The sequence below is a fragment of the Pseudomonas sp. G5(2012) genome (genome assembly GCF_000408945.1).
Taxonomy (GTDB): Bacteria; Pseudomonadota; Gammaproteobacteria; order Pseudomonadales; family Pseudomonadaceae; genus Aquipseudomonas; species Aquipseudomonas umsongensis.
This window is the reverse complement of record NZ_APIO01000043.1, coordinates 1-24,836: the sequence shown is the minus strand read 5'-3', so window position 1 is coordinate 24,836 and position 24,836 is coordinate 1. Positions and strand designations below refer to the sequence as shown.

Below are 24,836 nucleotides of genomic sequence, written 5' to 3'. Positions count from 1 at the left end.
GGAGAACAACGGACTGGAGGAATGTTCATCGTGCATATCGCTGACATAACCATGTTCTACGCCCCTGCCAGCGGTGGCGTACGCACTTATCTGGATGCCAAGCATCATCGCCTGTGCACCAGGCCCGGTATCCGCCACAGCGTGTTGATACCGGGGGCCGTTCTCAGCGAACAGGATGGCATCTATACGGTTCCGGCTCCCGCCCTGCCTTTCGGCAAAGGCTATCGCTTCCCTCTGCGTCTCGCGCCCTGGCGCAATGTCCTGCAGGATCTGCACCCCGATTTGATTGAAGTCGGCGACCCCTACCTCACCGCCTGGGCGGCCCTGGACGCCCGTCGCCAACTGGATGTGCCCGTCATCGGCTTTTATCACTCCGACCTGCCACTGCTAGCCCGCAATAGAATGGGCAATTGGGTCACGCCAAACGTCGAGGCCTATGTCAGCAAGCTCTACGGAAACTTCGACCGGGTACTGGCACCGAGCAGGGTCATGGCCGATAAACTGACCGGCCTTGGGGTGAAGAACGTTTTCGTGCAGCCCCTGGGGGTCGATCTCCAGGTGTTTCATCCCGATGCACGGGACAGCGACCTTCGGGCCGACCTGGGCCTTGACGAAAACACTCATCTATTGATCTTCGCGGGGCGCGGTTCCAAGGAGAAAAACCTGCCGGTGCTGCTCGAATGCATGAAGCGCCTGGGCCGACGCTATCACTTGCTGCTGGTCGGTTCGTCGATGCCGACCTCTGTGCCGGGAAACGTCACGGTCATCGACGGGTTCCGCCCTGCCACCCAAGTCGCCCGCCTGATGGCCAGTGCCGACGCGTTGCTGCATGCCGGTGACCAGGAAACCTTTGGCCTGGTGACCCTCGAAGCCATGGCCTGCGGTATACCCGTCGTGGCGGTGGCTGCTGGCGCCTTTGAGGAAATCATCACCGATCAATGTGGCGTCTTGTGCGCCCCCAACGATCCGTTGGCCATGGCCAACGCCGTGCGCGAACTGTTCAGCCAGGGCAGCGTAGCCCTCGGCCAGCAAGCCCGACGCCATGTCGAGCGGTATTACGCCTGGGACGCAGTGGTCAACAGCCTGCTCGGCCATTATCACGCCGTCCTCGGCAGCCAATGGCCGCGAGCCGCCAATGGTTGAATCTATGAGCGCCCCGAGCCTGCTGCTGGTACTGCACGATGTCGCGCCACCCACCTGGGCCGATTACCAGCCCTTTGTCGAAGCCGTCGACGCGCTTGGCAGCGTGCCGATCACCTGGCTTGTTGTGCCGGATTTCCACAAACACTACGACTTGCGAGCCCAACCGCAATTTTGTCGTCAGCTCGGCGCACGGCTCGAGCGCGGCGATGAACTGGTGCTGCACGGTTATTTTCACTGCGATGACGCGCCGAAGGCGAGCAACCCCCATGACTGGTTCATGCGCCGGATCTACACCCATGAAGGCGAGTTCTACAGTTTGTCTCGCGAAGCCGCCCTCAACCGCTTGCACGCCGGCATTGAAATGTTCCAACGGAACAATTGGCCGCTCCAGGGTTTCGTCGCTCCCGCCTGGTTGATGAGCGAAGGCACGCGCCAGGCCTTGCGCCAATTACCGCTGGATTACACCAGTGATGCCCGGCATCTTTTTCGCCTGCCTGATTTCACTGCAATCGATGCCCCCGGACTGGTCTGGAGCGCACGCAGTGCCTGGCGGCGTGGCGTATCGAAACTGGTCAGCCAGCAACTCGAACAGCGCTGGCGAACGGCGCCAGTAATTCGATTGGGACTGCACCCGGTGGACATGCGTCATGAGTTCTCGCGTACATACTGGCTGCAAACCCTCAAGCGCCTGCTCGATGAGGGCCGCGTACCCATGACCAAGACCCGTTGGCTGGCCCTGCAGAGCCAGCGCATGGGGCGTGCGGCATGAGCCGCTCGATCCTGCTGTGCATCGGTCTACTTGCCGCGTTACTGATTCCCTGGCTCCTGGGCGGCAGCGAAACCTGGTCACGGCTCAATGACTTTCCACTGAGCAGCTTGCTGGTCATGCTCGGCATGATCTTGCTGTGCTGGGTGGTCAATACCCTGCGATTGCGCCTGTTGCTGGGAGATCAGCGCGACAAGGTCAGCCCGGTCAAGAGCCTTGGCGTGGTGATGGCCGCCGAATTTGCCTATTGCGCCACGCCGGGAGGCAGCGGCGGGCCGCTGACCATCATGGCCTTGCTGGCGCGCAATGGCGTGCGACCGGCCAGGGGCAGCGCCGTGTTTGCCATGGACCAATTGAGCGATCTATTGTTTTTTCTCTGCGCATTGACCGGCATTCTGATTTACGCCCTGTTCCAGCATCTCAGCCAGCACATGGCGTGGTTGCTGATCATCAGTGCCCTCTCGATGTTTGGTGGGCTGGTCAGTTGCGTGGTGGTGGCGCGCTATCACCGCCTGGTAATCCGTATGGGGGGCCGACTGCTGGCACGCCTCAACGTCGAGCCCTCGACCCGCATGCGTTGGGCTCGCAAACTCCTGCACTTCCTGGCGGCGTTTACCGACACCCTGAAGTTACCCCCGCAGACATTGATCACCGTGTTTGGCTTGACGTGCGTGCATTGGATCTTGCGTTACAGCGTGTTGTACCTGGCGCTGCGCGGGCTCGGCGCGGACTTGCAGTGGGCCTGGAGCTTCCTGATCCAGATGGTTTCATTGAGTGCGGGGCAGTTCAGCCTGTTGCCAGGCGGTGCGGGGGCGGCTGAACTGACGTCAGCGGCACTGTTGGCGCCCATGGTAGGTAAATCCACGGCGGCGGCCGCGATCCTGATCTGGCGGGCAGTGACCTATTACTTTTATTTGCTGGTGGGTGGACCGGTGTTTTTACTGATGCTGGGCCGGCCATTGCTCAAGAAGCTTATGAAGAACGTGTATCCGTAGGCCCAGGCTCTAGCTGCAACGCTTCCCACAACTCGGCAGCCCCCGAAAACTCAGTGCCATCTTCAGGGCTCAGTTCATCGGGGTCGTACCGACTCAAGCAACCCTCACCCAAGGTGGCGGGTGCCTTCGAGGTGGCTTTGTCCAGTGGATCGGCCATGCTCATGTCCTCGGTGCAGAAACGGCGAAGGGCCTGTGCGATTGAACGCCCAGGCCCTTCGAATTTCAACCCTGTCGTGCAGCGGTCAAAACACCACGGTTTTGTTGCCGTGTACCAGTACCCGGTCTTCCAGGTGGTAACGCAGGCCACGGGCCAGCACCATTTTCTCGACATCTCGACCGAAGCGCACCATGTCTTCGATGCTGTCGCTGTGGCTGACACGCACCACGTCCTGCTCGATGATCGGGCCGGCGTCCAGCTCTTCAGTCACATAGTGGCAAGTAGCGCCAATCAGCTTTACCCCTCGAAGGGAAGCCTGGTGGTAAGGCTTGGCGCCGACGAACGACGGCAGGAAGCTGTGGTGGATGTTGATGACCTTGTGCGCATATTCCCGGCACAGCTCAGGCGGCAGGATTTGCATGTAGCGGGCCAATACGACCACTTCAGCATCATGCTGCTTGACCAGGCGCGAGACCTCGGCAAATGCCGGCTCCTTGTCCTGGGGATTAACCGGTACGTGGTAGTAGGGAATGCCGTGCCATTCGACCATGCTGCGCAGGTCGTCGTGGTTGGAAATCACGCAGGCGATTTCACAATCCAGTTCATCGCTGTGCCAGCGATGCAGCAAGTCGGCGAGGCAGTGAGACTCGCGGCTGGCCATCAACACGACGCGCTTTTTCTGCTCGGTATCGGTAATACGCCAGTCCATCGAAAACTCTTCGGCAATCGGCGCAAAGGCTTCGCGCAAGGCTTCGATCCCGAAAGGCAGCGAGTCGGCACGAATTTCGTGACGCATGAAGAACCAACCACTGAGATTGTCCGAGTGGTGGCTCGCTTCAGTGATCCAGCCGTTATGTGACGCCAGAAAGTTACTGACTTTGGCAACGATGCCGACGCGGTCCGGGCAAGAAATCACCAGCCGAAAAGTGCGCATGAGGGGGAAACTCCAGAACTTCGCAAAGGCGGGCATTCTAGCGATTGTGCAGCAAAACTGCAGTATTGATGACACGCCGCCTTCCCCAATGGCCTGCGCCAACGTTCGCGCAGCACCAGGCGAACGCCCCTAATTGGCTATCGACCAGCACTGATTTGTAAATATCTGTAGCACAGGTGGCGAGTTATTTAACTGCGCCTCCAATGTGCGCTGAACTCACTGGAATTTAATTAAATAAACTCAGGTTTAATGTTTACTTGATGAAACAGCCTGACTATTATTGCCGCACTGTCACCTGCCATCCAGCGCCCTACATAAGGTAGTAATCATGTCCTTGATCAACGAATATCGCGCCACCGAAGAAGCTATCAAAGAGCTGCAAGCCCGTTTGAAGAATCTGTCCCAAGACGACAAACTGCAGACTGAGCTGGAATTCGAAGGCAAACTGCGCACCCTGATGGGCGAATATTCCAAATCCCTGCGCGACATCATCGCGCTGCTGGATCCAGAAGCCAAAACCAAAGCGCCACGTGGCGGTGCAGTAAAAACTACTGGCACCAAGCGTGCTCGCAAAGTTAAACAATACAAAAACCCGCACAACGGCGAAGTCATCGAGACCAAAGGTGGCAACCACAAAACTCTGAAAGAGTGGAAAGCCAAGTGGGGCGGTGACGTGGTTGAAGGCTGGGCTACCCTGCTGGGCTAAGCTCACGCGCTTGTCGCGGATCGATTGCGACAAAAAAAACGCCAGCATACGCTGGCGTTTTTTTATGCCCGGAGTTTAGCCCCGGGGCATTTTCGATTTCAAAGATTCAAACGATTGCGAAGACCCTGAACATATTCCCGCCAATCATTGAGAACCGCCTGCTGCAACGATGTCGCTGTAAGGGCCAACTGGGCTGCCGCCTCTGTAAAACTATCCAGGGTATTTGGCGCGCCCCATTCAGGGACTGATAGACGTTTCTGACAGAATATTCGCCAGCGTTCTTGCTCGTCGAGATTCAAGGTATCGGGAAAGTTACGTGCTCGATATCGAAACAATAGCTCTGGCAAACGTTCATCATCGAAAGGCCATTGCTGTTGCGCCAATTGCAGCGGGTCGGCTGTTCTGACTTGCTCGCATAAACGCCGATCACGGTCCCCGATAAATCCGTTGTATAACTGTTGCTCAGGATCCTCGCTCGAGGAAAAATCTTCCCGGGCATAAATCGCCAGAACTTTAGCTTGCCAATCCTGCTGCGCGTCACTTAGCCGCAGTGCACGTTGCTGATAGAGCGCAACATCCATCCCCAAGCGCAGCTGATCTGCGGGACGAAGAACCGATAAAGGCGCGACCACGGGGCATTTATTGATGTGGATAAGCTTGAGCGGTACGGGTAATTCATCTTCTGCCAGGTCGTCGCGGCGGGTATACAAACGCTGGCGCAAGGTTTCGGCATCGAGATCGAGCAAACCCTGCGGGTCGAGGTGCAGGTCGCAAACAATCAGTGCGTTCTTATTGCGTGGGTGCCAGGCCAAGGGCAACACTACGCCGACATAGTTGCGCGCCGCAGAAAAGCGCCCTGAAACATGCACCATCGGTTGCAGCAAGCGCACCTGGTCCAGCACCTTTTGTTTACTGCGAAGCTGAAACAACCAGTCATACAACTTCGGCTGTTTTTCCCGGATCAGGCGCGCCAGGGCAATCGTGGCGCGAACGTCCGACAGCGCTTCGTGGGCGCTGCCATGATCGATCCCGTTAGCGGCGGTCAGGCGTTCGAGCTTGAGTGTCACTCGTCCTTCTTCGTCTGTCGGCCAGACAAGGCCATCGGGGCGCAAGGCATAGGCTGCGCGAACGACATCGATCAGGTCCCAGCGACTGTTACCACCCTGCCATTCCCGTGCATAAGGGTCGAAAAAATTGCGGTACAGGCTGTAGCGGGTCATCTCATCGTCGAAGCGCAAGGTGTTGTACCCGGCGCCGCAAGTACCCGGCGCCGCCAGTTGGGCATGCACCCGGGTCATGAAGTCGGCTTCGCTCAACCCGTCCTCGGCCAGTTGGGCGGGCGTGATGCCGGTGATTGCGCAAGCCGCGGGATGCGGCAGGATGTCGTCGCTGGGCCGGCAAAAGAGATTGACAGGCTCGTCGACTTCATTGAGCTCGAAGTCAGTACGCAACCCCGCCATTTGCAGCGGGCGGTCGCAACGGGGATTGATACCCGTCGTTTCGTAGTCGTACCAGAAGATGGAGGTCACGGGCTATTCCTGAACTGAAGATTGGCGAAGTCTAGGCGTTCCCGTCCCGCTCCGGCCAGCAATCGTGCCATTGAATCATCCCTGGCCACGCAATATGCAATACATAGTTATGTCGTTTTTTCCGGCGAGGCTGCTAGCATCCGGTGAAGAGACAAACCGATCAGGCCACAGCATCAGGTTGCCCATGCTCGACACCACAGCACTGCCACGGAAAGCAACGCTGCCACCACCACTGGACACGCGGTATCAGGTGGAAACGCCCGAAGGCATAGACTTGCCGCTGCGACCGGCCGGCTTGATGGTGCGCGCACTGGCGTTTTCCATCGACCTGGCGATACGCGGGTTGATCCTGGGCCTGATGTTCATTGCTTTGGCAATGCTCGGAAAACTCGGTGCGGGGCTGGGTTCGATCCTGCTCTTCGGCGTAAGCTGGTGGTACATGGTGCTGTTCGAAGTCTTCAACCAGGGGCGCTCACCGGGCAAACAATGGATGGGTCTTCGGGTCATACAGGACGATGGCACGCCTATCGACTGGTCCGCGTCACTGTTGCGCAACCTGCTGCGATTTGTCGACATGTTGCCGTTTGGCTACTTTCTCGGCGCTATCAGTTGCCTGCAACACCCCAATTTCAAGCGCCTCGGTGACCTGGCCGCCGGCACGCTTGTGGTCTACCGCGAGCAGCCGCTTACCCGTCCCCAACTCCCACCCTCGCAACCCCGTCGTCCTCCTTTTGCCCTGACACTGACCGAGCAACGTGCCATCCTCGGTTTTGCCGAACGCCAGGCCGGACTGTCCAATGCCAGGGTCAATGAGCTCGCCTCGATACTCGCGCGCCCCTTGCAGGTTCCGGCTTCCCGCGCCGTGGCCGAACTCAACGGCATTGCCCACGGTTTGTTGGGTCCGACATGAAACAAAGCCTTTTCGAACATCGACATATGGCTGAATGGGAGCAGTTCTCCCTCCTGCTGGACAGGCTGGAGCGGGACAGCAAAGCCAAAGGGGCCGACAATTTCCTGGCCGATTATCGGCGCATCTGCCAACACCTGGCGCTGGCCCGCGAGCGCGGTTACAGCAGTTTCCTGAATGACTCATTGCAGCAACAGGTGTTACGTGGGCATCAGCAGCTTTATCGACATCGCAGCCATTTTGGAGCCCATGCACTGGGTTTCATCCTGGCGGGCTTCCCCCGGCTGGTACGTGAACAATGGCGCTTCGTGCTCGCTGCCAGCCTGATGTTTTTCGGCAGCCTGATCGCAATGGCGGGGCTGGTTTATCTGTTTCCGGAACTGGTCTACAACCTGATTCCGGCCGATCAGGTCAGCGACATGCAAAGCATGTACGACCCCGATGCCGGTCACCTGGGACGCTCGATGGAGCGTGCAGCCAGTGAAGACTGGGCGATGTTCGGCTACTACATCATGCACAACATCGGGATCGCCTTTCAGACCTACGCCAGCGGATTGCTGTTCGGCCTGGGCAGCGCGTTCTTCCTGGTCTTCAACGGCTTGATGATCGGCGCGGTAGCCGGACACCTGACGCATATCGGCTACGGGCAAAGCTTCTGGTCATTCGTGGTCGGTCACGGTGCCTTTGAGTTGACGGCCATTGCCCTGGCGGGTGCCGCAGGCCTGCAACTGGGTTGGGCGTTGATTGCACCGGGACGCCTGCCCCGCGCCGAAGCCTTGCGCCTGGCGGCCCGCAAGAGCGTTCTGCTGATTTGCGGCGTCATGTTATTTCTGCTGATTGCGGCATTTATAGAAGCCTACTGGTCGTCGATGACGACACCGGCACCCCTGACCAAATACCTGGTCGGTGCGGCCCTCTGGGTGCTGGTGGCGATTTACTTGATATTCGCCGGACGGACGCATCATGCGCCTGAGTGACACCACCGTGGTCATTCGCCCAAGATCGACCTGGGAAGCCATGGACCTCGGCGTGCTGTTGAGCCAGCGCCACCGGTGCCTGCTGATGAGCAGTTGGGCGATTGTCACCTTGCCGGTTTTCGCGGTGCTCACCTGGTTGCTGTGGGATTCGCCGACCTTGGCCGTGTTCATCTTCTGGTGGCTGAAACCGGCGTTTGAACGCTTGCCCTTGTACATCCTTTCCAAAGCCATTTTTGCAGAAACGCCCACCCTCAAACAGGCGCTTTACCAGTGGCCACGGTTGCTCAAGCCACAACTGCTGGCCAGCCTGACCTGGCGACGCCTGAGCCTGAGTCGCAGCTTCACGCTGCCCGTGTTACAGCTCGAAGGCCTGAGCGGTGTTGCGCGCCAACAGCGGTTGCAAGTGTTGTTGCAGCGTGACGCCAGCGCGGCACGCTGGCTGACCGTGATAGGTGCGCACCTGGAAGGCGCGTTATGGATCGGTTTGATGGTGCTGTTCTATCTGCTGTTGCCACAACAGGTCGCCCTCGACTGGAGCTGGCAGTCGCTGATCAGCGCCGCGACGCAGGACTGGCATTGGCTGGAACACCTGTCCAACGGCTTCTACGTCCTGGTGCTGGTGGTTTGGGAACCGATCTACGTGGCCGCAGGCTTCAGCCTGTACCTGAACCGACGCACCGCGCTCGAAGCCTGGGATATCGAGCTGGTGTTTCGCAGCCTGTCCCATCGTTTGAGCGGAGCAACCCTTGCCCTGTTGCTGGCGGCGACCTTGCTGCTGCCGATCACCCCCACTGCTTGGGCGTCCGAGTCGGCCATTGCGACGCCCGACAGTCCGCGCATGCTGCAGCAACCATTGACCAGCCAGGGGTCCAGGGACAGCATCAAGGCCATCCTCGACCAGCCTCCGTTCAAGAACAGGGAAACCGTCACCCGCTATCGATTCGGCGAAAACCAGGCCGCGGACCAAGGCGCGAATGAAGACCACACACCCCAATGGCTAAAGGCGCTGCTCCAGATGTTTGACAACCGAGACTTCGGCGCGTTGGCCACGCTGATCGAAGTTGTGCTGTGGGCAGCCGTGATCACCGCCATCGGGGGCTTGATCTGGTACTACCGTGAGGGGTTGCAGGCATTCGTCAGCCGTCGCCCGCGTCCCGCTAAAAAAGCCCCCCACCCGCCTCCCCCGCAGGCATTTGGCCTTGACCTCAGCCGCGAGACCCTGCCCTGCGACATCGCTGCCAGTGCCGAAAGCCTCTGGCAGAACAATCCGCGTGCAGCGCTTGGCTTGCTCTATCGCGCCCTGCTCAGCCGCCTCTTGCACGATTTCGACATGCCACTCAAGGCCGCCGACACCGAAGGCCAGGTGCTTGAACGCATCGAACAACTACAGCAACCGGCCCTGCTGGCCTTCAGCAAAGACCTGACCGTGCACTGGCAAAACATGGCCTATGGGCACCAATTGCCACCCGCGCATGTTCAGCGCGAACTGTGTAACGGCTGGCGTGGCGTATTTGACTCGGGAATCCCCCATTGAACCGGCGCGCCTGGCCATTCATCAGCACGATGACCGCTGTCCTGCTGGCCGTGTTGATGATTTATCTGTACCTGAAGGCAACGCCCTATCCGGTCGAAATCGACCATGGCCCGGCGCCTGAAGCCCTGGTCAACCCGTACCTGGCCGCCGAGTTTTTTTTGCGCAAGCAGGGCCTGAGTGTCAGCCATGCCAACAGCCTCGATATCCTGCCAACCCTGGCGCCGCAGCATCACAGCCTGTTGTTGCTAGGCGATCGCTACAACATGACGCCCAGGCAGATCGATCAGGTGCTGGACTGGGCCCAAGCCGGCGGGCGCCTGCTGTTCGTTGCCCAGTCGCTGTGGGATGAAAAGACCGGGCAAAGCAATGACCTGTTGCTGGATCGGGTGCAACTGCAACAGTCGCTGAGCAAAGACCTCAAGGACCCACCGCCCGACACCCCGGATGATCCCTACCCGCAACTGACCAAACTCTATCTGGAAGATGAAGACGCACCGGCCTACGCCGGCTTCGATACCACGTTCCATCTCGAAGACCCGAAAAACCTCGCCAAGGCCTGGGCCAACAGTGCCAAGGCAACCCATATGATGCAACTGAACCACGGGCTTGGCTCGATCATTGTGGTGACCGACGCCGACCTGTGGAAAACCCCGGCCATCGATCAATACGACAACGCCTGGCTGCTCTGGTACCTGACCGCCGATACCAGCGTGACCCTGCTGTTCAATACCGAGCACGACAGCCTGCTGACACTGCTGCTACGCCATTTCCCCCAGGCGTTGGTCGCCTTGGCCGCCCTGATCGGCCTGGGTTGCTGGCACTTCGGCGTGCGCCATGGGCCACTGCTGCAACCGCAAACCAAAGCTCGCCGCCAATTGCAGGAACACCTGCGCGCCAGCGCCGATTTCATGTTGCGACACAACGGCCAGGACAGCCTGTTGCAGGCCTTGCAGCAAGACATACTGCGCCGCGTGAGACATCGTCATCCTGGCTATGAACAACTCGATGTCGCCGAACAATGGCGGGTGCTCGCCCGTCTGAGCGGCCAGCCCGCAGACGCGATCAGCCAAGCCATGGGCCCGCGGTCGAAACAGCGGTTTTCCAGTGCTGAATTCAGCCGCCAGGTCGCCCACCTGCAAACCTTGAGGAATGCGTTATGAGTCAACCGATCGAGCCCGATGCAATCGACCACGCCATCCGGCAACGCCAGCGTGCCTGCCAGTTGGCCCAGGCGGTGCGCCATGAATTGCAAAAAGCCGTGATCGGCCAGGACACCGTCATCGACGACGTTCTCACCGCCCTGCTCGCTGGCGGCCACGTATTGCTCGAAGGCGTGCCGGGGCTGGGCAAGACGCTGTTGGTCAGGGCGCTGGCACGTTGTTTCGGCGGCGAATTCGCGCGTATCCAGTTCACGCCGGACCTGATGCCAAGCGATGTCACCGGGCATGCGGTGTACGACATGCAGACCGAGCAATTCAAGCTGCGCAAGGGACCGTTGTTCACCAACCTGTTGCTCGCCGACGAGATCAACCGGGCCCCGGCAAAAACCCAGGCCGCACTGCTCGAAGCCATGCAGGAACGCCAAGTGACCCTCGAAGGCCGCGCCCTGCCCATCGCGCAGCCATTCATGGTGCTCGCCACGCAAAACCCCATCGAACAGGAAGGCACTTACCCGTTGCCGGAAGCCGAACTCGATCGCTTCATGCTCAAGGTGCGCATGGACTACCCTGACGTGGAGCAGGAGTTGGACATGGTGCGCCAGGTCAGCCGCTCGACCCGGGCCGACATGCTCGATGTCCAACCGCTGCGCACGGTGCTGCAAGCCAGGGAGGTCCTGGCCTTGCAGCGCATTGCCAGCGATTTGCCGCTGGACGACCAGGTCCTCGACTACGCCGTACGCCTGGCTCGCACCACCCGCAGTTGGCCCGGCCTGACCCTCGGTGCCGGGCCTCGTGCATCCATTGCGCTGGTGCGCTGCGCAAGGGCGCGGGCGTTGTTGCGCGGTGGCGAGTTTGTGATCCCTGACGACATAAAAGGCTGCGCCCTGGCCGTTCTGCGCCATCGTGTGCGCATAGCGCCGGAACTGGATATCGAAGGGCTGGACGTCGATCAGGTGTTGCGGCAACTGCTCGACCAAGTACCGGCGCCACGGCTGTGAAACCCTCGCGCCTGCTACTGGCCTGGCTTGCGACCTTGCTGGGCATCGGTCTCATTCTGGGCACATTGCACGCATTGGACATCGCGGTTCCATCAACGCTGTTCTCGATCAACTGGGGCTTGCTCCTGGCTCTCTTGGCCCTGGCAATAATCGACGCCATCCGTCTCAACCGCCTGCCGTCGCCCCGGGTACAACGTCAACTGCCCGGCAGCCTGGCCCTCGGCCGTTGGAGTGTCGTGCGACTGCAGGTCGAGCACGATTTTCCCCTGCTACTGAACATCCAGGTCTACGACCACGTACCCGACGGCCTGAGCTTCGAAAACCTGCCGCTGTCGGTGGAACTTCAACCCGGCCAGCACAGCGACGTCGACTATCGCCTGCGCCCGCTCAAGCGCGGCCACTTCAGCTTCGAGAACTGCGAAATCAGCCTGCCCAGCCCATTGGGGCTATGGCACGCCAAACGCCTGCTGAGCGTGATTGACAGCACCCGCGTCTATCCCGACTTCGCCCGACTCTACGGCGGCCAACTGTTGGCGGTGGACAACTGGCTCAGCCAACTCGGTGTTCGCCAGCGCCAACGACGTGGCCTGGGCCTGGAGTTTCATCAGCTAAGGGAATTTCGCGAAGGCGACAGCCTGCGCCAGATCGACTGGAAAGCCACTGCCCGCCAACGCACACCCATTGCCCGGGAGTACCAGGACGAGCGTGACCAACAGATCATCTTCATGCTCGATTGCGGTCGACGCATGCGCAGCCAGGACGGCGAGCTGGCGCATTTCGATCATGCGCTCAATGCCTGCCTGTTGTTGAGCTACGTCGCGCTGCGCCAAGGGGATGCGGTAGGCCTCTGCACCTTTGCCAGTGATCATCCGCGCTTCCTCGCCCCGGTGAAAGGCGCTGGCCAGCTCAACGTGGTGCTCAACTCGGTCTACGATCTGAACAGCACTCAACGCAGCGCCGATTATCAAGCCGCTGCCAGCCAACTGCTGTCCCGGCAGAAACGGCGGGCGCTGGTGCTGCTGGTCACCAACCTGCGCGATGAAGACGATGATGAACTGCTGACTGCCGTCAAGCGCTTGAGCAAGCAGCACCAGGTGTTGGTCGCAAGCTTGCGTGAGAGCGTCCTGGATACGACGCGACTATTGCCGGTGCAAACTTTGTCAGAGGCGTTGGCCTATTGCGGGACGGTCGAATACCTGAATTCGCGCGCAGCACTCCATGAGCGCTTGATCGCCCACGGAGTACCGGTAGTGGATGGGCAACCCGAGGCGTTGGGCCCCGAGTTGGTCACCCGGTACTTGAGCTGGAAAAAAGCAGGGACGATTTAACAACGCTCCAAGCGCAACCCATGCGGCATCAGGCAGACGCCGGCAACGGCTGAAAACTGAAGTACTGCCTCAATGCCTCCACCAGTTGCCCATACTCCGGGGGTGCCCGTTGCAGGCTGAACCCGGCGTCATAGTAGTGAGGAGTTGCGTCTTCATGACACCACAGGCAACACGCCCGCAGATCGATGACCTGCATGCACCCGCCGCTCGCGGGGATTTTCAGGCGCAAATCGAAATCCACGCCGATCATCATCGGCAACTGACTGATAAGCATCAGCCCGTCTTCGGAGACGTTGCCGAGATAGCCAATCGGCTTGTCGGTAATGCGGTTGAACACTTTCAGAAAATACGGCAGTTGATGCCGCTCGATCCGGCGGTCAGTGAACATGCTGAATTCGCTTTGCCAGGCCCTTAAGCAGGGCCGCACTAATGCTTCGGAACGGGCCGGCCTGATAGACAGGCGATGGGCGCGCTCTCCCCGATCCTGGTGCGACAGTCCATGAACCGCTGCCGCTTACTCCTGCCGATCACAGGTGTTACGTCGGTTTGCAGACAAGGCTCCAAACCGATCTATTCGACTATAGCTCACCGTCGCCGGCGAGCCAGCCACCAGATGAGAAACGTAATCAGAAGCGGGTTGGACGTACCGTCGCCGAACTTCGCAGCGGGTAGTGATTGAGTGCTTGCAAGGTTTCCAGGCGAGCCTGGGCGCGATACGCGTATTCGCTTTGCGGATACGAAGCAATGATGAACTGGTAGGTTTGCGCCGCATCGACAAACAGTTTTTGCCGTTCCAGACACAAACCGCGCAACATTGACACTTCTGGCCACACATAAGGCCGCGCGCGGCTGGCGCGTTCAACTTTGGAAAGCTCGAGCGTCACTTGCTCGCAATTACCACGGTCATAGGCGCTATAGGCAAGGTTCAAATGGTGGTTCATCGACCAACGGGTGCAGCCCACGACACTGAGGGCAAGGACGGCTATGAGCACGAATCGCATGGGAGTTCTCCTGACTTGAGCTCTGTATCGACCCGTGGACGAAAATCTTCAGGTGGCAGGTCAGCAAAAGTGTTCATTCAAAGAATCAAACGAATAAGTAGTGCACATGAACAATGACTACACCCCAAGAGCATAGTAGCCTCACTCAGCGCTTGAACTCAGGAGTCTTTGCATGTCCGTCCGTCGTACCAAAATCGTCGCCACCCTTGGCCCGGCCAGTAACTCGCCGGAAGTTCTCGAACAGCTGATCCTGGCTGGCCTGGACGTAGCCCGCCTGAACTTCTCCCACGGCACCCCCGACGAGCACAAGGCTCGCGCGAAGCTGGTGCGTGACCTCGCTGCCAAGCACGGCCGCTTCGTTGCCCTGCTGGGTGACCTGCAAGGCCCGAAAATCCGTATCGCCAAATTCGCCAACAAGAAGATCGAGCTGAAGATCGGTGATCAATTCACCTTCTCCACCAGCCATCCCCTGACCGAAGGCAACCAGCAAGTGGTCGGCATCGACTACCCGGACCTGGTCAAGGACTGCGGTGTAGGTGACGAGCTGCTGCTCGACGACGGCCGCGTGGTGATGCGCGTCGACACCGCCACCGCTACCGAATTGAACTGCACCGTGACCATCGGCGGCCCGCTGTCGGACCATAAAGGCATCAACCGTCGCGGTGGTGGCCTGACGGCACCGGCCCTGACCGAGAAAGACAAGGCAGACATCAAGCTCGCTGCCGAAATGCAGGTCGACTACCTCGCCGTGTCCTTCCCGCGCGACGCCGCCGACATGGAATACGCCCGTCAACTGCGCGACGAAGCCGGCGGTACCGCTTGGCTGGTGGCGAAGATCGAACGTGCCGAAGCCGTAGCCGACGACGAAACCCTCGACGGCCTGATCAATGCCTCCGACGCCGTAATGGTGGCCCGTGGTGACCTGGGCGTGGAAATCGGCGACGCCGAACTGGTGGGCATCCAGAAGAAAATCATTCTGCACGCGCGCCGCCACAACAAGGCCGTGATCGTGGCGACCCAGATGATGGAGTCGATGATCCAGAACCCGATGCCGACCCGCGCCGAAGTGTCCGACGTAGCCAACGCCGTGCTCGACTACACCGACGCCGTGATGCTCTCGGCCGAAAGTGCCGCCGGCCTGTACCCGCTGGAAGCTGTGCAAGCAATGGCGCGAATCTGCGTTGGCGCTGAAAAGCACCCAACCAGCAAGACCTCCAGCCACCGCATTGGCAAGGAGTTCCAGCGCTGCGACGAGAGCATCGCCCTGGCCACCATGTACACCGCCAACCACTTCCCGGGCGTGAAGGCGATCATCGCCCTGACCGAAAGTGGCTACACCCCGCTGATCATGTCGCGCATCCGTTCCTCGGTGCCGATCTATGCGTTCACTCCACACCGTGAAGCCCAGGCGCGCGCGGCGCTGTTCCGTGGCGTGTACACCATTCCATTCGATCCGGCTTCGCTGGCACCGAACGAAGTCAGCCAGAAGGCGATCGACGAACTGGTCAAGCGCGGCGTCGTACAGAAAGGCGACTGGGTCATCCTGACCAAGGGCGACAGCTACCACACCACCGGTGGCACCAACGGCATGAAGATCCTGCACGTTGGCGATCCGATGGTCTGAGTGACCGCTCGCTGAAAAACGAAAGCCCTGCCATGTGAATGGCGGGGCTTTTTTGTTTTGAAGATTAAAAGATCGCAGCCTGCGGCAGCTCCTACAGGGAACGCATTCCATTGTAGGAGCTGCCGCAGGCTGCGATCTTTTTTGGGTTCAATGCCGCCATTGCCTTGAGCTGTATCATCTCAACCACGGGGCAGGAACACGTCGGCCAGCAGTTGATTACGCGGCAGTCCTGCCAGGTACAGGCGCCGGGCGAAGGCGTCAACGCTATCGGGGGCTCCACAGACCAAGGCGAGGGTTTGCCGAGAGACAAGGCGCATTTGCGCCAATGCCGCTGGCAACCCGGCTGGGGTCCAGAGCTCGATACTGAGGTTCGGACGACTGGCTGCCATGGCTTGCAGGGGTTTGGCCAGATAATGCTCATTGGCATCATGGGCCAGGTGAATCACACGGATGGCACCCTGATGATCCTGACGCAATGCTTCGCGCAACACGCCAAACAATGGTCCCAGGCCGGTGCCGGCGGCCATTAGCCACAACGGCCGGGCATGCCAGTCCGGGTCGTAATGCAATGCCCCGCCCCGCAACTCGCCGAGGCGGACTGGATCGCCAATGCTCAGCTGACGCGCCGCGTCACTGAATTCACCTGGCAGGCGGCAATCGAGGTGGAACTCCAGGAAGCGGTCTTCCTCCGGCAGGCTGGCGAGGGAATACGGCCGCGCCACATTACCGGCCCACAACACCAGATGCTGACCTGCGCTATAGCGCAATGGACGCTGCGGGGTGAGGCGCAAGCGCAATACGCTGGCGCTCAACCAATCGACGGCCGCGACTTCGGCCGGGCTGCCATCCTGCTGCGGGTCGAAGGTGTGCACTTGCAAATCCTCGACCACCTGGCACTGGCATGCCAGCCGCCAGCCTTGCTGGCGCTGCTGCGCACTCAAGGCATCGGGCCGGCTGTCGCTCGGCAGCCCTTGCACGCATTGCACCAGGCACGCATGGCAACTGCCGGCACGACAGCTGTAAGGCACCGACACGCCGTTCTGATTCAGGGCATCAAGCAGATTACTGCCAACTGGCACCGACCATTGGCGGTCACCGACGCGCAACTCAGGCATCGACGTTTTCCCATGCTGCAGCGCAACGGTTGCGGCCGTCACGTTTGGCCCGATAAAGCGCCTGGTCAGCCCGCTGCAAGGCCTCGTCAAGATCATCACCCGGTAACAGCAGGGTCATGCCGGCGGACAGGCTGAGACTGCCGACTTTCAAGCCGATCAGCTCGACATCGATAAAGGCGAGGCGCAGCCGCTCGCAACAAGCGGTCAATCGACCGGCATCGCAATCAGGCAGCAACACCACAAACTCTTCTCCGCCGTAGCGCGCCAGGACATCACCGTCGCGCAGGCAGGCCGACGCCACGCCGGCAAATGCCTGCAATACCTGATCGCCAGCCGCATGGCCGTGAATATCGTTGATGCGCTTGAAGTGATCGAGGTCGATCAGCGCCAGGCCATGCACGACGCTGGCGTCCATGGCCTTGAGTTCGCGTGAAGCCAGGCGCAGGAAATGCCGGCGATTGAACAGTCCGGTCAACTCGTCGGTAGCGACCAGGTCCTCGAGCTGGCGCATCATCCCGCGCAACGTGTCCTGGTGCGCCTGCAAGGCGAAGCGGCGTTGACGCATGCGCAGGCGGGAGGCCTGGACGTAACGGGCGTACAGCTCAAGCCAGACCAGCACGATGAACAGTACGCATACCTGCAATGCGGCCAGCGCCGGGTCGGCCAGCTGGAAGTGGTAGCCCTCCCACAGCGTGATCGCGCTGAAACTGAAAAAGACCAGCAACGCACAGCGCGCAAATGCACGGCGCGACAGATGAAACAGCCCGAACAACAGAATCAGCACGTAGAACACCAGAAACGCGCCACGAGCCTCATCCAGATTGGCAATCAGCCAGGTTTGCCAACCCAGCCCCAGCAGCACCTGCGTCTCGGTCAGGCTGGGGTCGGAAAAACGCAGGTTGCAGCCGCTGTAAAACACTACGAACAACGCCGCCTGGCTGATGACCACCAGCCCACTGCCGACGGCGACGTTGGCCAGCGACTCATCGTAGTGGCCGGTAAAAAACGCCAGCCACAGCAGTAGCAGGGCCAGGGCGTAGGTGCCGGCTGCGAGGGCAAAACGTTTGAGCAACAGGCGCTGGATGGCGTTATGGGTCAATCGTTGACTCACCCTATGAAAGGAGACTGACAGAGCGTCCTACTCTACAGACCGAATGTCACTTTAGTGGTGCGGCCGATAAATAACCATTCAATTTTCGGGTGACACAATTTCACTGTGAGCTGCCGCAGGCTGCGATCTTTTGATCTTGATCTTAAAAACAAAATCAAAAGATCGCAGCCTTCGACAGCTCCTACGGGGATCGGGCACGACAATCAGACCAAGGTTTGACCGCCGGCGCGTGTACCTGCCTTTGATGCGCGGTATACTGCCGCGCCTTTTTAGCGTCGCGCCAGCATGCCCGGCGTGCCTTGAAAGGTGCTTGCAACCGACCGAAGTACCCAAGCTGCAAGCACCTTATTGAATGTTCCCGTCTTTTAGAGGAGCGCGACTCATGACCGTGATCAAGCAAGACGACCTGATTCAGAGCGTTGCCGACGCCCTGCAGTTCATTTCCTATTACCACCCCGTGGATTTCATCCAGGCGATGCACGAAGCCTACCTGCGCGAAGAATCGCCAGCGGCCCGTGACTCCATGGCGCAGATCCTGATCAACTCGCGGATGTGCGCCACCGGCCACCGCCCGATCTGTCAGGACACCGGCATCGTCACCGTTTTCGTTCGCGTAGGCATGGACGTACGTTGGGATGGCGCCACCATGGGCCTGGACGACATGATCAACGAAGGCGTGCGCCGGGCTTACAACCTGCCGGAAAACGTCCTGCGCGCCTCGATCCTCGCCGACCCGGCGGGCGCTCGTAAAAACACCAAGGACAACACCCCGGCCGTCATCCACTACTCCATCGTTCCGGGTAACACCGTGGAAGTGGACGTGGCAGCCAAGGGCGGCGGCTCCGAGAACAAGTCGAAAATGGCCATGCTCAACCCGTCCGACTCGATCGTTGACTGGGTGCTCAAGACCGTTCCGACCATGGGTGCCGGCTGGTGCCCACCGGGCATGCTCGGCATCGGCATCGGCGGCACCGCCGAGAAAGCCGCGGTGATGGCCAAGGAAGTGTTGATGGAATCCATCGACATTCACGAACTGAAGGCCCGCGGCCCGCAGAACCGCATCGAAGAAATGCGCCTGGAGCTGTTCGAGAAGGTCAACCAGTTGGGCATCGGCGCCCAGGGCCTCGGCGGCCTGACCACCGTGCTCGACGTGAAGATCATGGATTACCCGACCCACGCCGCCTCGTTGCCGGTGTGCATGATCCCGAACTGCGCCGCTACCCGTCACGCGCACTTCGTGCTCGACGGTTCCGGCCCGGCATCCCTGGAAGCGCCACCTTTGGACGCCTACCCGGAAATCGTCTGGGAAGCGGGTCCGTCGGCCCGTCGCGTCAACCTCGACACCCTGACCCCGGAAGAAGTGCAGAGCTGGAAGCCGGGCGAAACCGTCCTGCTCAACGGCAAGATGCTTACCGGTCGCGACGCTGCGCACAAGCGCATGGTCGAGATGCTGAACAAGGGTGAAACCCTGCCGGTGGACCTGAAGGGTCGCTTCATCTATTACGTCGGCCCGGTCGATCCGGTGCGCGAAGAAGTGGTAGGCCCGGCTGGCCCGACCACCGCCACGCGCATGGACAAGTTTACCCGTCAGATTCTCGAGCAAACCGGCCTGCTGGGCATGATCGGCAAATCCGAGCGCGGCCCGACCGCAATCGACGCGATCAAGGACCACAAGGCCGTTTACCTGATGGCAGTGGGCGGCGCGGCTTACCTGGTGGCGCAAGCGATCAAGAAATCCCGCGTGGTGGCATTCGCCGAACTGGGCATGGAAGCGATCTACGAGTTCGACGTGAAAGACATGCCAGTGACTGTCGCAGTCGACAGCAAGGGCGAGTCGGTACACATCACCGGTCCTGCCATCTGGCAGCAAAAGATCAGTGAAAGCCTGGCGGTGGAAGTGCAGTAAGCTGCACTGAAACCCCAACAAACCGGCCGGTCGGCAACGACCCGCCGGTTTTTTTTGGCTGGTAACAAACTGAAACGCCTGGGATCGACCATCACGGTAAAACCAGCGCCAGCGCATGGGTACCGGCGAGAGATGACTGCCCTCCACATGGTATTGTGCTCCCCCTCATTTTTTCCTGTTGTCCACTGCATGCCGCTGACTTCCCGATCCCTGCGCCTGCCGCTGTACACCGTGCTGATCATCGCCGGTGCCGCCATTGCTGCCACCCTGGCCATGCGCCACACCGTGCGCCAGTCCCTGGTTGAAGATGCGGCCCGTGCCAATCAGCAATTGGCGCTGTATGCCACATCCCTGCACACCCTGATCGAACGCTACCGCGCCCTGCCCTCGGTGCTGGCGCTGGACCCGCAGCTGCGTGACGCGCTCAAAGGCCCGGTCAACCCAGAGCAACAGGACGTGCTGAACCGCAAGCTGGAAAAGATCAATGGCGCCGCCGAGTCCTCGACCCTGGAACTGCTCGATCGCACCGGTCTCGCCGTGGCAGCAAGCAACTGGCGCTTGCCCAGCAGTTACGTCGGCCACAATTATGGCTTTCGCCCTTACTTCAACCAGACCCGCACCCAGGGCACCGGGCGTTTTTATGCCGTGGGGGTGACCAGCGGGATACCGGGCTACTTCTTGTCCAGTGCCGTGACCAACGACGACGGGCAGTTTCTCGGAGCCATGGTAGTGAAGCTCGAATTTCCCGAACTGGAACGCGAATGGCGCCAGGGCAACGACACGCTGCTGGTCAGCGATGCACGCGGCATCATCTTCATCGCCAATCAGCCGGGTTGGCGCTATCGCCAATTGAAACCGTTGAGCGACAGCGACCTTGCCGAGCTCAAGGCCACCCGCCAATACGACAAGCAGCCGCTGACGCGGCTCGACTATCAATCGTTGCGCCGCTTCGACGACAACAGCGAACTGGCGCGGGTCGACGGTCCGGACGGCAAGACGGATTACCTGTGGGAATCCCTGCCGCTGGCCGCCGAGGGCTGGACGCTGCACCTGCTGCGTCGTCCGCAAGTAGCATTCGAAGACAGTCGCAACGCCGCCCTCGCCGCAGCCGGCCTGTGGCTGACACTGGTGTTTCTGCTGCTGTTCCTCAATCAGCGCTGGCGCCTGGCAAAAATGCGCCAGCGTAGTCGCGAAGAGCTCGAACAGCTGGTGGAAGAGCGTACCCGCGACCTGCGCACCGCCCAGGACGGTCTGGTGCAATCGGCCAAACTCGCGGCCCTCGGCCAGATGTCGGCGGCGCTGGCCCATGAAATCAATCAACCACTGACCGCCCAGCGCATGCAGCTGGCGACGCTGCGACTGTTGCTCGACCACGGCCGGGTCGACGACGCCTACAAGGCTCTCAAGCCGGTGGATGACATGCTGACGCGCATGGCCGCCCTCACCGGCCACCTGAAAACCTTCGCCCGCAAAAGCCCCAGCGGTTTGCGCGAACGCCTGGACCTGGCATCGGTGGTGGACCAATCGCTTGAGCTGCTCGACACTCGCCTGCGCGACGAACAGGTCAGCACCGTGCTGCACCTGGCGCGCCCGGCGTGGGTGCGCGGCGACGCAATTCGCCTGGAGCAAGTGTTGATCAATCTGCTACGCAACGCTCTGGATGCGATGCAGGACAAACCCTGCAAACGCCTGGAAATCCGCCTGGAAGCCGACGAACAACTGTGGCGCCTGAGCGTCATCGACAACGGCGGCGGCATCGCCGAAGAAAACCTGTCGAAGGTCTTCGATCCCTTTTTCACCACCAAACCGGTGGGTGATGGCCTGGGCATCGGTCTGGCCGTATCCTTTGCCATCGTTCACGAATCGGGAGGACGCCTGAGCGCCGATAATCACGACAACGGCGCGGTGTTCACACTCACCTTGCCCATCGATCCGGAGGCTCCTGGCACATGCTCAATTCAGTGATGGTGGTCGACGACGAAAGCAGCATCCGCAGCGCCGTCGAGCAGTGGTTGGGCCTGTCGGGTTTCCAGGTGCAACTGTTCAGCCGCGCCGACGAATGCCTGGCGCAACTGCCCGCGCATTACCCCGGAGTGATCCTCAGCGACGTGCGCATGCCCGGCATGTCCGGGCTGGAACTGCTGGCTGAAGTCCAGCGCCGCGATGCCGACTTGCCGGTGATTCTGCTGACCGGCCATGGCGACGTGCCGATGGCTGTCGATGCGATGCGCGATGGCGCTTACGACTTCCTGGAAAAACCCTTCAGCCCGCAAACCCTGCTTGGCAGCCTGCACCGCGCGCTGGACAAGCGCCGGCTGGTGCTGGAAAACCGCGCCTTGCACGAGCAGGCCGACAACCGCGCCAAACTCGACGCGACGCTGCTGGGTGTGTCCCGTGGCTTGCAGACGCTACGTCGCCAGGTTCTTGATTTGGCGGCGTTGCCGGTCAACGTATTGATCCGCGGTGAAACCGGTAGCGGCAAAGAACTGGTTGCCCGCTGCCTGCACGATTTCGGGCCGCGCGCCGATAAACCCTTCGTCGCCTTGAATTGCGCGGCCATCCCCGAACAATTGTTCGAAGCAGAACTGTTTGGCCACGAAAGCGGCGCATTCACCGGTGCCCAAGGCAAGCGCATCGGCAAACTCGAATACGCCGATGGCGGCACGTTGTTTCTCGATGAAATCGAAAGCATGCCCCTGGCCCAGCAAGTGAAATTGCTGCGGGTGCTACAGGAGCAGAAGCTTGAGCGCTTGGGCTCGAACCAGAGTATTCGAGTGGATTTGCGCATCATCGCCGCAACCAAGCCGGACTTGCTCGACGAAGCACGGGCCGGACGTTTCCGCGAGGACCTGGCTTACCGTTTGAACGTCGCCGAATTGCGCCTGCCACCGCTGCGTGACCGTCGCGAAGACATTCCGTTGTTGTACGAGGCCTTTGCCCAAAGTGCTGCAGAGCGACTGGGGCGAACCTTTGCGCCGTTGAGCGGGCCCCAGTTGAGCCATCTGTTGAGTCACGACTGGCCAGGCAATGTGCGCGAACTGGCAAACGTAGCCGAGCGCCAGGTGTTGGGGCTTGGCGAGCCTGTGCCGGCGGGCATCGAGCCGGGACAGTCACTGGCAGCGCAGCAGGAAGCGTTTGAAGCGCAGTGCCTGCGCGCAGCATTGACCCGGCACAAGGGTGATGTGAAGGCGGTGCTTGAAGAACTGCAGCTGCCGCGCCGGACGTTCAATGAAAAGATGCAGCGACATGGCCTGACCCGCGAGATGTTTTTGTAGCGCCCGAACTGGCCCCTTCGCGAGCAGGCTCGCTCCCACAATGTGCGATGTGCACCGATCCACTGTGGGAGCGAGCCTGCTCGCGAAGAGGCCGGCAAATACAACGAATTTCCCGAGTCGAATAAGCAGTTTTCCGCTCACACTCAATCTTTGATGAGCGGATTTTCGCTCATCGCAATCTGAAAACCCCTCTAAACCGGCCCTCTTCCTCTTGGCACAGCTCCTGCTATAGCCCCCGCAGGCTGCGTTTACGCGCGCTCCACAAAAAATAATTAAACGAAGGATCCTTCAATGGATAACGCCAACACCCTGCCCCGTGGGTCGGCCGCCGCGCCGGCAAAAGAACGAACCACTTCCAGCCGTATCAAATCGATCTTCAGCGGTTCTGTCGGCAACATGGTCGAGTGGTATGACTGGTACGTCTACGCCGCTTTCTCGCTCTATTTCGCCAAGACCTTTTTCCCCAAAGGCGACACCACCGCACAACTGCTGAATACCGCTGCGATTTTCGCCGTGGGTTTCCTGATGCGCCCGATCGGCGGGTGGCTGATGGGCCTGTACGCTGACAAAGTCGGACGCAAGAAAGCCCTGATGGCCTCGGTGTACCTGATGTGCTTCGGTTCGCTCCTGATCGCCCTGAGCCCGGGCTATGAAATCATCGGTATCGGTGCGCCGATCCTGCTGGTGTTCGCCCGCTTGCTGCAAGGCCTGTCGGTCGGTGGCGAATACGGCACCTCCGCTACTTACCTGAGCGAGATGGCGACCAAGGAACGTCGCGGTTTCTACTCCAGCTTCCAGTACGTGACCCTGATCTCCGGTCAACTCATAGCACTGGGTGTACTGATCGTCCTGCAGAACGTACTGACCACCGAAGAGCTATACGCCTGGGGCTGGCGCATCCCGTTCGCGATCGGCGCGCTGTGTGCCGTGGTCGCGCTGTACCTGCGCCGTGGCATGGAAGAAACCGAGTCGTTCACCAAGAAAGAAAAGGCCAAGGAAAGCGCGATGCGCACCCTGATGCGCCATCCGAAAGAGCTGATGACCGTGGTTGGCCTGACCATGGGCGGGACCCTGGCGTTCTACACCTACACCACCTACATGCAGAAATACCTGGTGAACACCGTCGGCATGAGCATTTCCGACTCCACCACCATCTCTGCCGCCACGCTGTTCCTGTTCATGTGCCTGCAGCCAATCATCGGTGGCCTGTCGGACAAGATCGGCCGACGTCCGATCCTGATCGCCTTTGGCGTACTGGGCACGATTTTCACCGTGCCGATCCTCACCACCTTGCACACCATCACGACCTGGTGGGGCGCGTTCTTCCTGATCATGGCGGCACTGATCATCGTCAGCGGCTACACCTCGATCAACGCGGTGGTCAAAGCCGAGCTGTTCCCGACCGAAATCCGCGCCTTGGGCGTAGGCCTGCCGTATGCCCTGACCGTGTCGATCTTCGGCGGCACCGCTGAATACATCGCGCTGTGGTTCAAGAGCATTGGCATGGAAACCGGTTACTACTGGTATGTCACGGCGTGCATCGCCGTGTCCCTGCTGGTGTACGTCACCATGAAAGACACCCGCAAGCATTCGCGGATCGTCACTGACTGACAGTCGCATCGAGGTCGGTCATACCGGCCTCTTCGCGATCAGGCTCGCTTGTATGGTAG

The 24,836-nt window shown here is 60.3% G+C and carries 22 protein-coding genes; 15 read left to right on the top strand and 7 right to left on the bottom strand.

Annotation, left to right across the window (positions count from 1 at the left end; genetic code table 11):
* The first annotated feature begins 21 nt into the window (after positions 1–21).
* Genes PG5_RS14510 through PG5_RS14500 form a run of 3 tightly spaced genes read left to right on the top strand, consistent with a single transcriptional unit; the run spans position 22 to position 2,904 of the window.
* Positions 22–1,143: a glycosyltransferase family 1 protein gene (locus PG5_RS14510; protein ID WP_020797880.1), complete on the top strand. Its 1,122-nt coding sequence runs from the start codon at positions 22–24 to the stop codon at positions 1,141–1,143.
* Complete coding sequence (locus PG5_RS14505; protein WP_042955421.1) at positions 1,136–1,912, top strand: DUF2334 domain-containing protein; 777 nt, start codon at positions 1,136–1,138, stop codon at positions 1,910–1,912. Before PG5_RS14510 ends, PG5_RS14505 begins: the two co-directional genes overlap by 8 nt.
* The gene (locus PG5_RS14500) at positions 1,909–2,904 is read left to right on the top strand and encodes a lysylphosphatidylglycerol synthase transmembrane domain-containing protein (RefSeq protein ID WP_020797878.1); all 996 of its coding nucleotides are present in this window, start codon (positions 1,909–1,911) and stop codon (positions 2,902–2,904) included. Before PG5_RS14505 ends, PG5_RS14500 begins: the two co-directional genes overlap by 4 nt.
* On the opposite strand, the gene PG5_RS34905 is transcribed toward PG5_RS14500, so the two are convergent.
* Positions 2,882–3,061 (bottom strand): hypothetical protein, encoded by a 180-nt coding sequence (locus PG5_RS34905; protein ID WP_020797877.1) that lies wholly within the window; start codon positions 3,059–3,061, stop codon positions 2,882–2,884. The genes PG5_RS14500 and PG5_RS34905 overlap by 23 nt on opposite strands.
* An 85-nt stretch (positions 3,062–3,146) precedes the next feature.
* Positions 3,147–3,995: a formyltetrahydrofolate deformylase gene (gene purU / locus PG5_RS14495; protein ID WP_020797876.1), complete on the bottom strand. Its 849-nt coding sequence runs from the start codon at positions 3,993–3,995 to the stop codon at positions 3,147–3,149.
* Positions 3,996–4,323: 328 nt separating this feature from the next.
* On the opposite strand from purU, the gene mvaT reads away from it, so the two are divergent.
* Positions 4,324–4,701, top strand: a complete 378-nt coding sequence (mvaT, locus tag PG5_RS14490) for a histone-like nucleoid-structuring protein MvaT (RefSeq protein WP_008058684.1) — start codon at positions 4,324–4,326, stop codon at positions 4,699–4,701.
* A 98-nt stretch (positions 4,702–4,799) separates the two neighbouring features.
* Here mvaT and sbcB read toward each other — a convergent pair whose 3' ends face one another.
* The gene (gene sbcB, locus PG5_RS14485) at positions 4,800–6,230 is read right to left on the bottom strand and encodes an exodeoxyribonuclease I (RefSeq protein ID WP_020797875.1); all 1,431 of its coding nucleotides are present in this window, start codon (positions 6,228–6,230) and stop codon (positions 4,800–4,802) included.
* 184 nt (positions 6,231–6,414) lie between these two features.
* Here sbcB and PG5_RS14480 point away from each other — a divergent pair, with 184 nt between their 5' ends.
* From PG5_RS14480 to PG5_RS14455, 6 genes are read left to right on the top strand one after another with little or no spacing between them, the layout of a single operon-like run.
* Entirely contained in the window at positions 6,415–7,140 is a 726-nt protein-coding gene (locus tag PG5_RS14480) for an RDD family protein (protein ID WP_020797874.1), read from the top strand.
* A complete protein-coding gene (locus PG5_RS14475; protein ID WP_020797873.1) occupies positions 7,137–8,114 on the top strand; it encodes a stage II sporulation protein M in 978 nt (325 codons plus the stop codon). The genes PG5_RS14480 and PG5_RS14475 overlap by 4 nt, the downstream gene beginning before the upstream one ends.
* Complete coding sequence (locus PG5_RS14470) at positions 8,101–9,648, top strand: DUF4129 domain-containing protein (RefSeq protein WP_020797872.1); 1,548 nt, start codon at positions 8,101–8,103, stop codon at positions 9,646–9,648. The genes PG5_RS14475 and PG5_RS14470 overlap by 14 nt, the downstream gene beginning before the upstream one ends.
* Positions 9,645–10,808 carry a DUF4350 domain-containing protein gene (locus tag PG5_RS14465; RefSeq protein WP_020797871.1) on the top strand — a complete coding sequence of 388 codons (1,164 nt, stop codon included), beginning with the start codon at positions 9,645–9,647 and terminating at the stop codon, positions 10,806–10,808. The genes PG5_RS14470 and PG5_RS14465 overlap by 4 nt, the downstream gene beginning before the upstream one ends.
* A complete protein-coding gene (locus PG5_RS14460) occupies positions 10,805–11,806 on the top strand; it encodes a MoxR family ATPase (protein ID WP_020797870.1) in 1,002 nt (333 codons plus the stop codon). Before PG5_RS14465 ends, PG5_RS14460 begins: the two co-directional genes overlap by 4 nt.
* Positions 11,803–13,134 carry a DUF58 domain-containing protein gene (locus PG5_RS14455; RefSeq protein ID WP_020797869.1) on the top strand — a complete coding sequence of 444 codons (1,332 nt, stop codon included), beginning with the start codon at positions 11,803–11,805 and terminating at the stop codon, positions 13,132–13,134. Before PG5_RS14460 ends, PG5_RS14455 begins: the two co-directional genes overlap by 4 nt.
* 28 nt (positions 13,135–13,162) lie before the next feature.
* On the opposite strand, the gene PG5_RS14450 is transcribed toward PG5_RS14455, so the two are convergent.
* Together PG5_RS14450 and PG5_RS14445 are read right to left on the bottom strand one after the other, a co-directional pair.
* Entirely contained in the window at positions 13,163–13,522 is a 360-nt protein-coding gene (locus tag PG5_RS14450; protein WP_020797868.1) for a PilZ domain-containing protein, read from the bottom strand.
* 238 nt (positions 13,523–13,760) lie between these two features.
* Positions 13,761–14,135, bottom strand: coding sequence for a tol-pal system YbgF family protein (locus PG5_RS14445; protein WP_020797867.1), 375 nt, complete (start codon positions 14,133–14,135; stop codon positions 13,761–13,763).
* Between the two features lie 172 nt (positions 14,136–14,307).
* On the opposite strand from PG5_RS14445, the gene pyk reads away from it, so the two are divergent.
* Complete coding sequence (pyk, locus tag PG5_RS14440; protein WP_020797866.1) at positions 14,308–15,759, top strand: pyruvate kinase; 1,452 nt, start codon at positions 14,308–14,310, stop codon at positions 15,757–15,759.
* 179 nt (positions 15,760–15,938) lie between these two features.
* Here pyk and PG5_RS14435 read toward each other — a convergent pair whose 3' ends face one another.
* Positions 15,939–16,874, bottom strand: a complete 936-nt coding sequence (locus PG5_RS14435) for an iron-sulfur-binding ferredoxin reductase (RefSeq protein WP_020797865.1) — start codon at positions 16,872–16,874, stop codon at positions 15,939–15,941.
* Complete coding sequence (locus PG5_RS14430; RefSeq protein WP_020797864.1) at positions 16,867–17,973, bottom strand: GGDEF domain-containing protein; 1,107 nt, start codon at positions 17,971–17,973, stop codon at positions 16,867–16,869. Before PG5_RS14430 ends, PG5_RS14435 begins: the two co-directional genes overlap by 8 nt.
* A 394-nt stretch (positions 17,974–18,367) precedes the next feature.
* Between PG5_RS14430 and PG5_RS14425 the strand changes: the two genes are divergently transcribed.
* From PG5_RS14425 to PG5_RS14410, 4 genes are all read left to right on the top strand, one after another.
* Complete coding sequence (locus PG5_RS14425) at positions 18,368–19,891, top strand: fumarate hydratase (RefSeq protein ID WP_008061943.1); 1,524 nt, start codon at positions 18,368–18,370, stop codon at positions 19,889–19,891.
* 189 nt (positions 19,892–20,080) lie between these two features.
* Positions 20,081–21,856, top strand: coding sequence for an ATP-binding protein (locus tag PG5_RS14420; protein ID WP_020797861.1), 1,776 nt, complete (start codon positions 20,081–20,083; stop codon positions 21,854–21,856).
* A complete protein-coding gene (locus PG5_RS14415) occupies positions 21,841–23,166 on the top strand; it encodes a sigma-54 dependent transcriptional regulator (protein ID WP_020797860.1) in 1,326 nt (441 codons plus the stop codon). The genes PG5_RS14420 and PG5_RS14415 overlap by 16 nt, the downstream gene beginning before the upstream one ends.
* A gap of 291 nt (positions 23,167–23,457) precedes the next feature.
* Positions 23,458–24,777 carry an MFS transporter gene (locus PG5_RS14410; protein WP_020797858.1) on the top strand — a complete coding sequence of 440 codons (1,320 nt, stop codon included), beginning with the start codon at positions 23,458–23,460 and terminating at the stop codon, positions 24,775–24,777.
* Positions 24,778–24,836 lie beyond the last annotated feature (59 nt).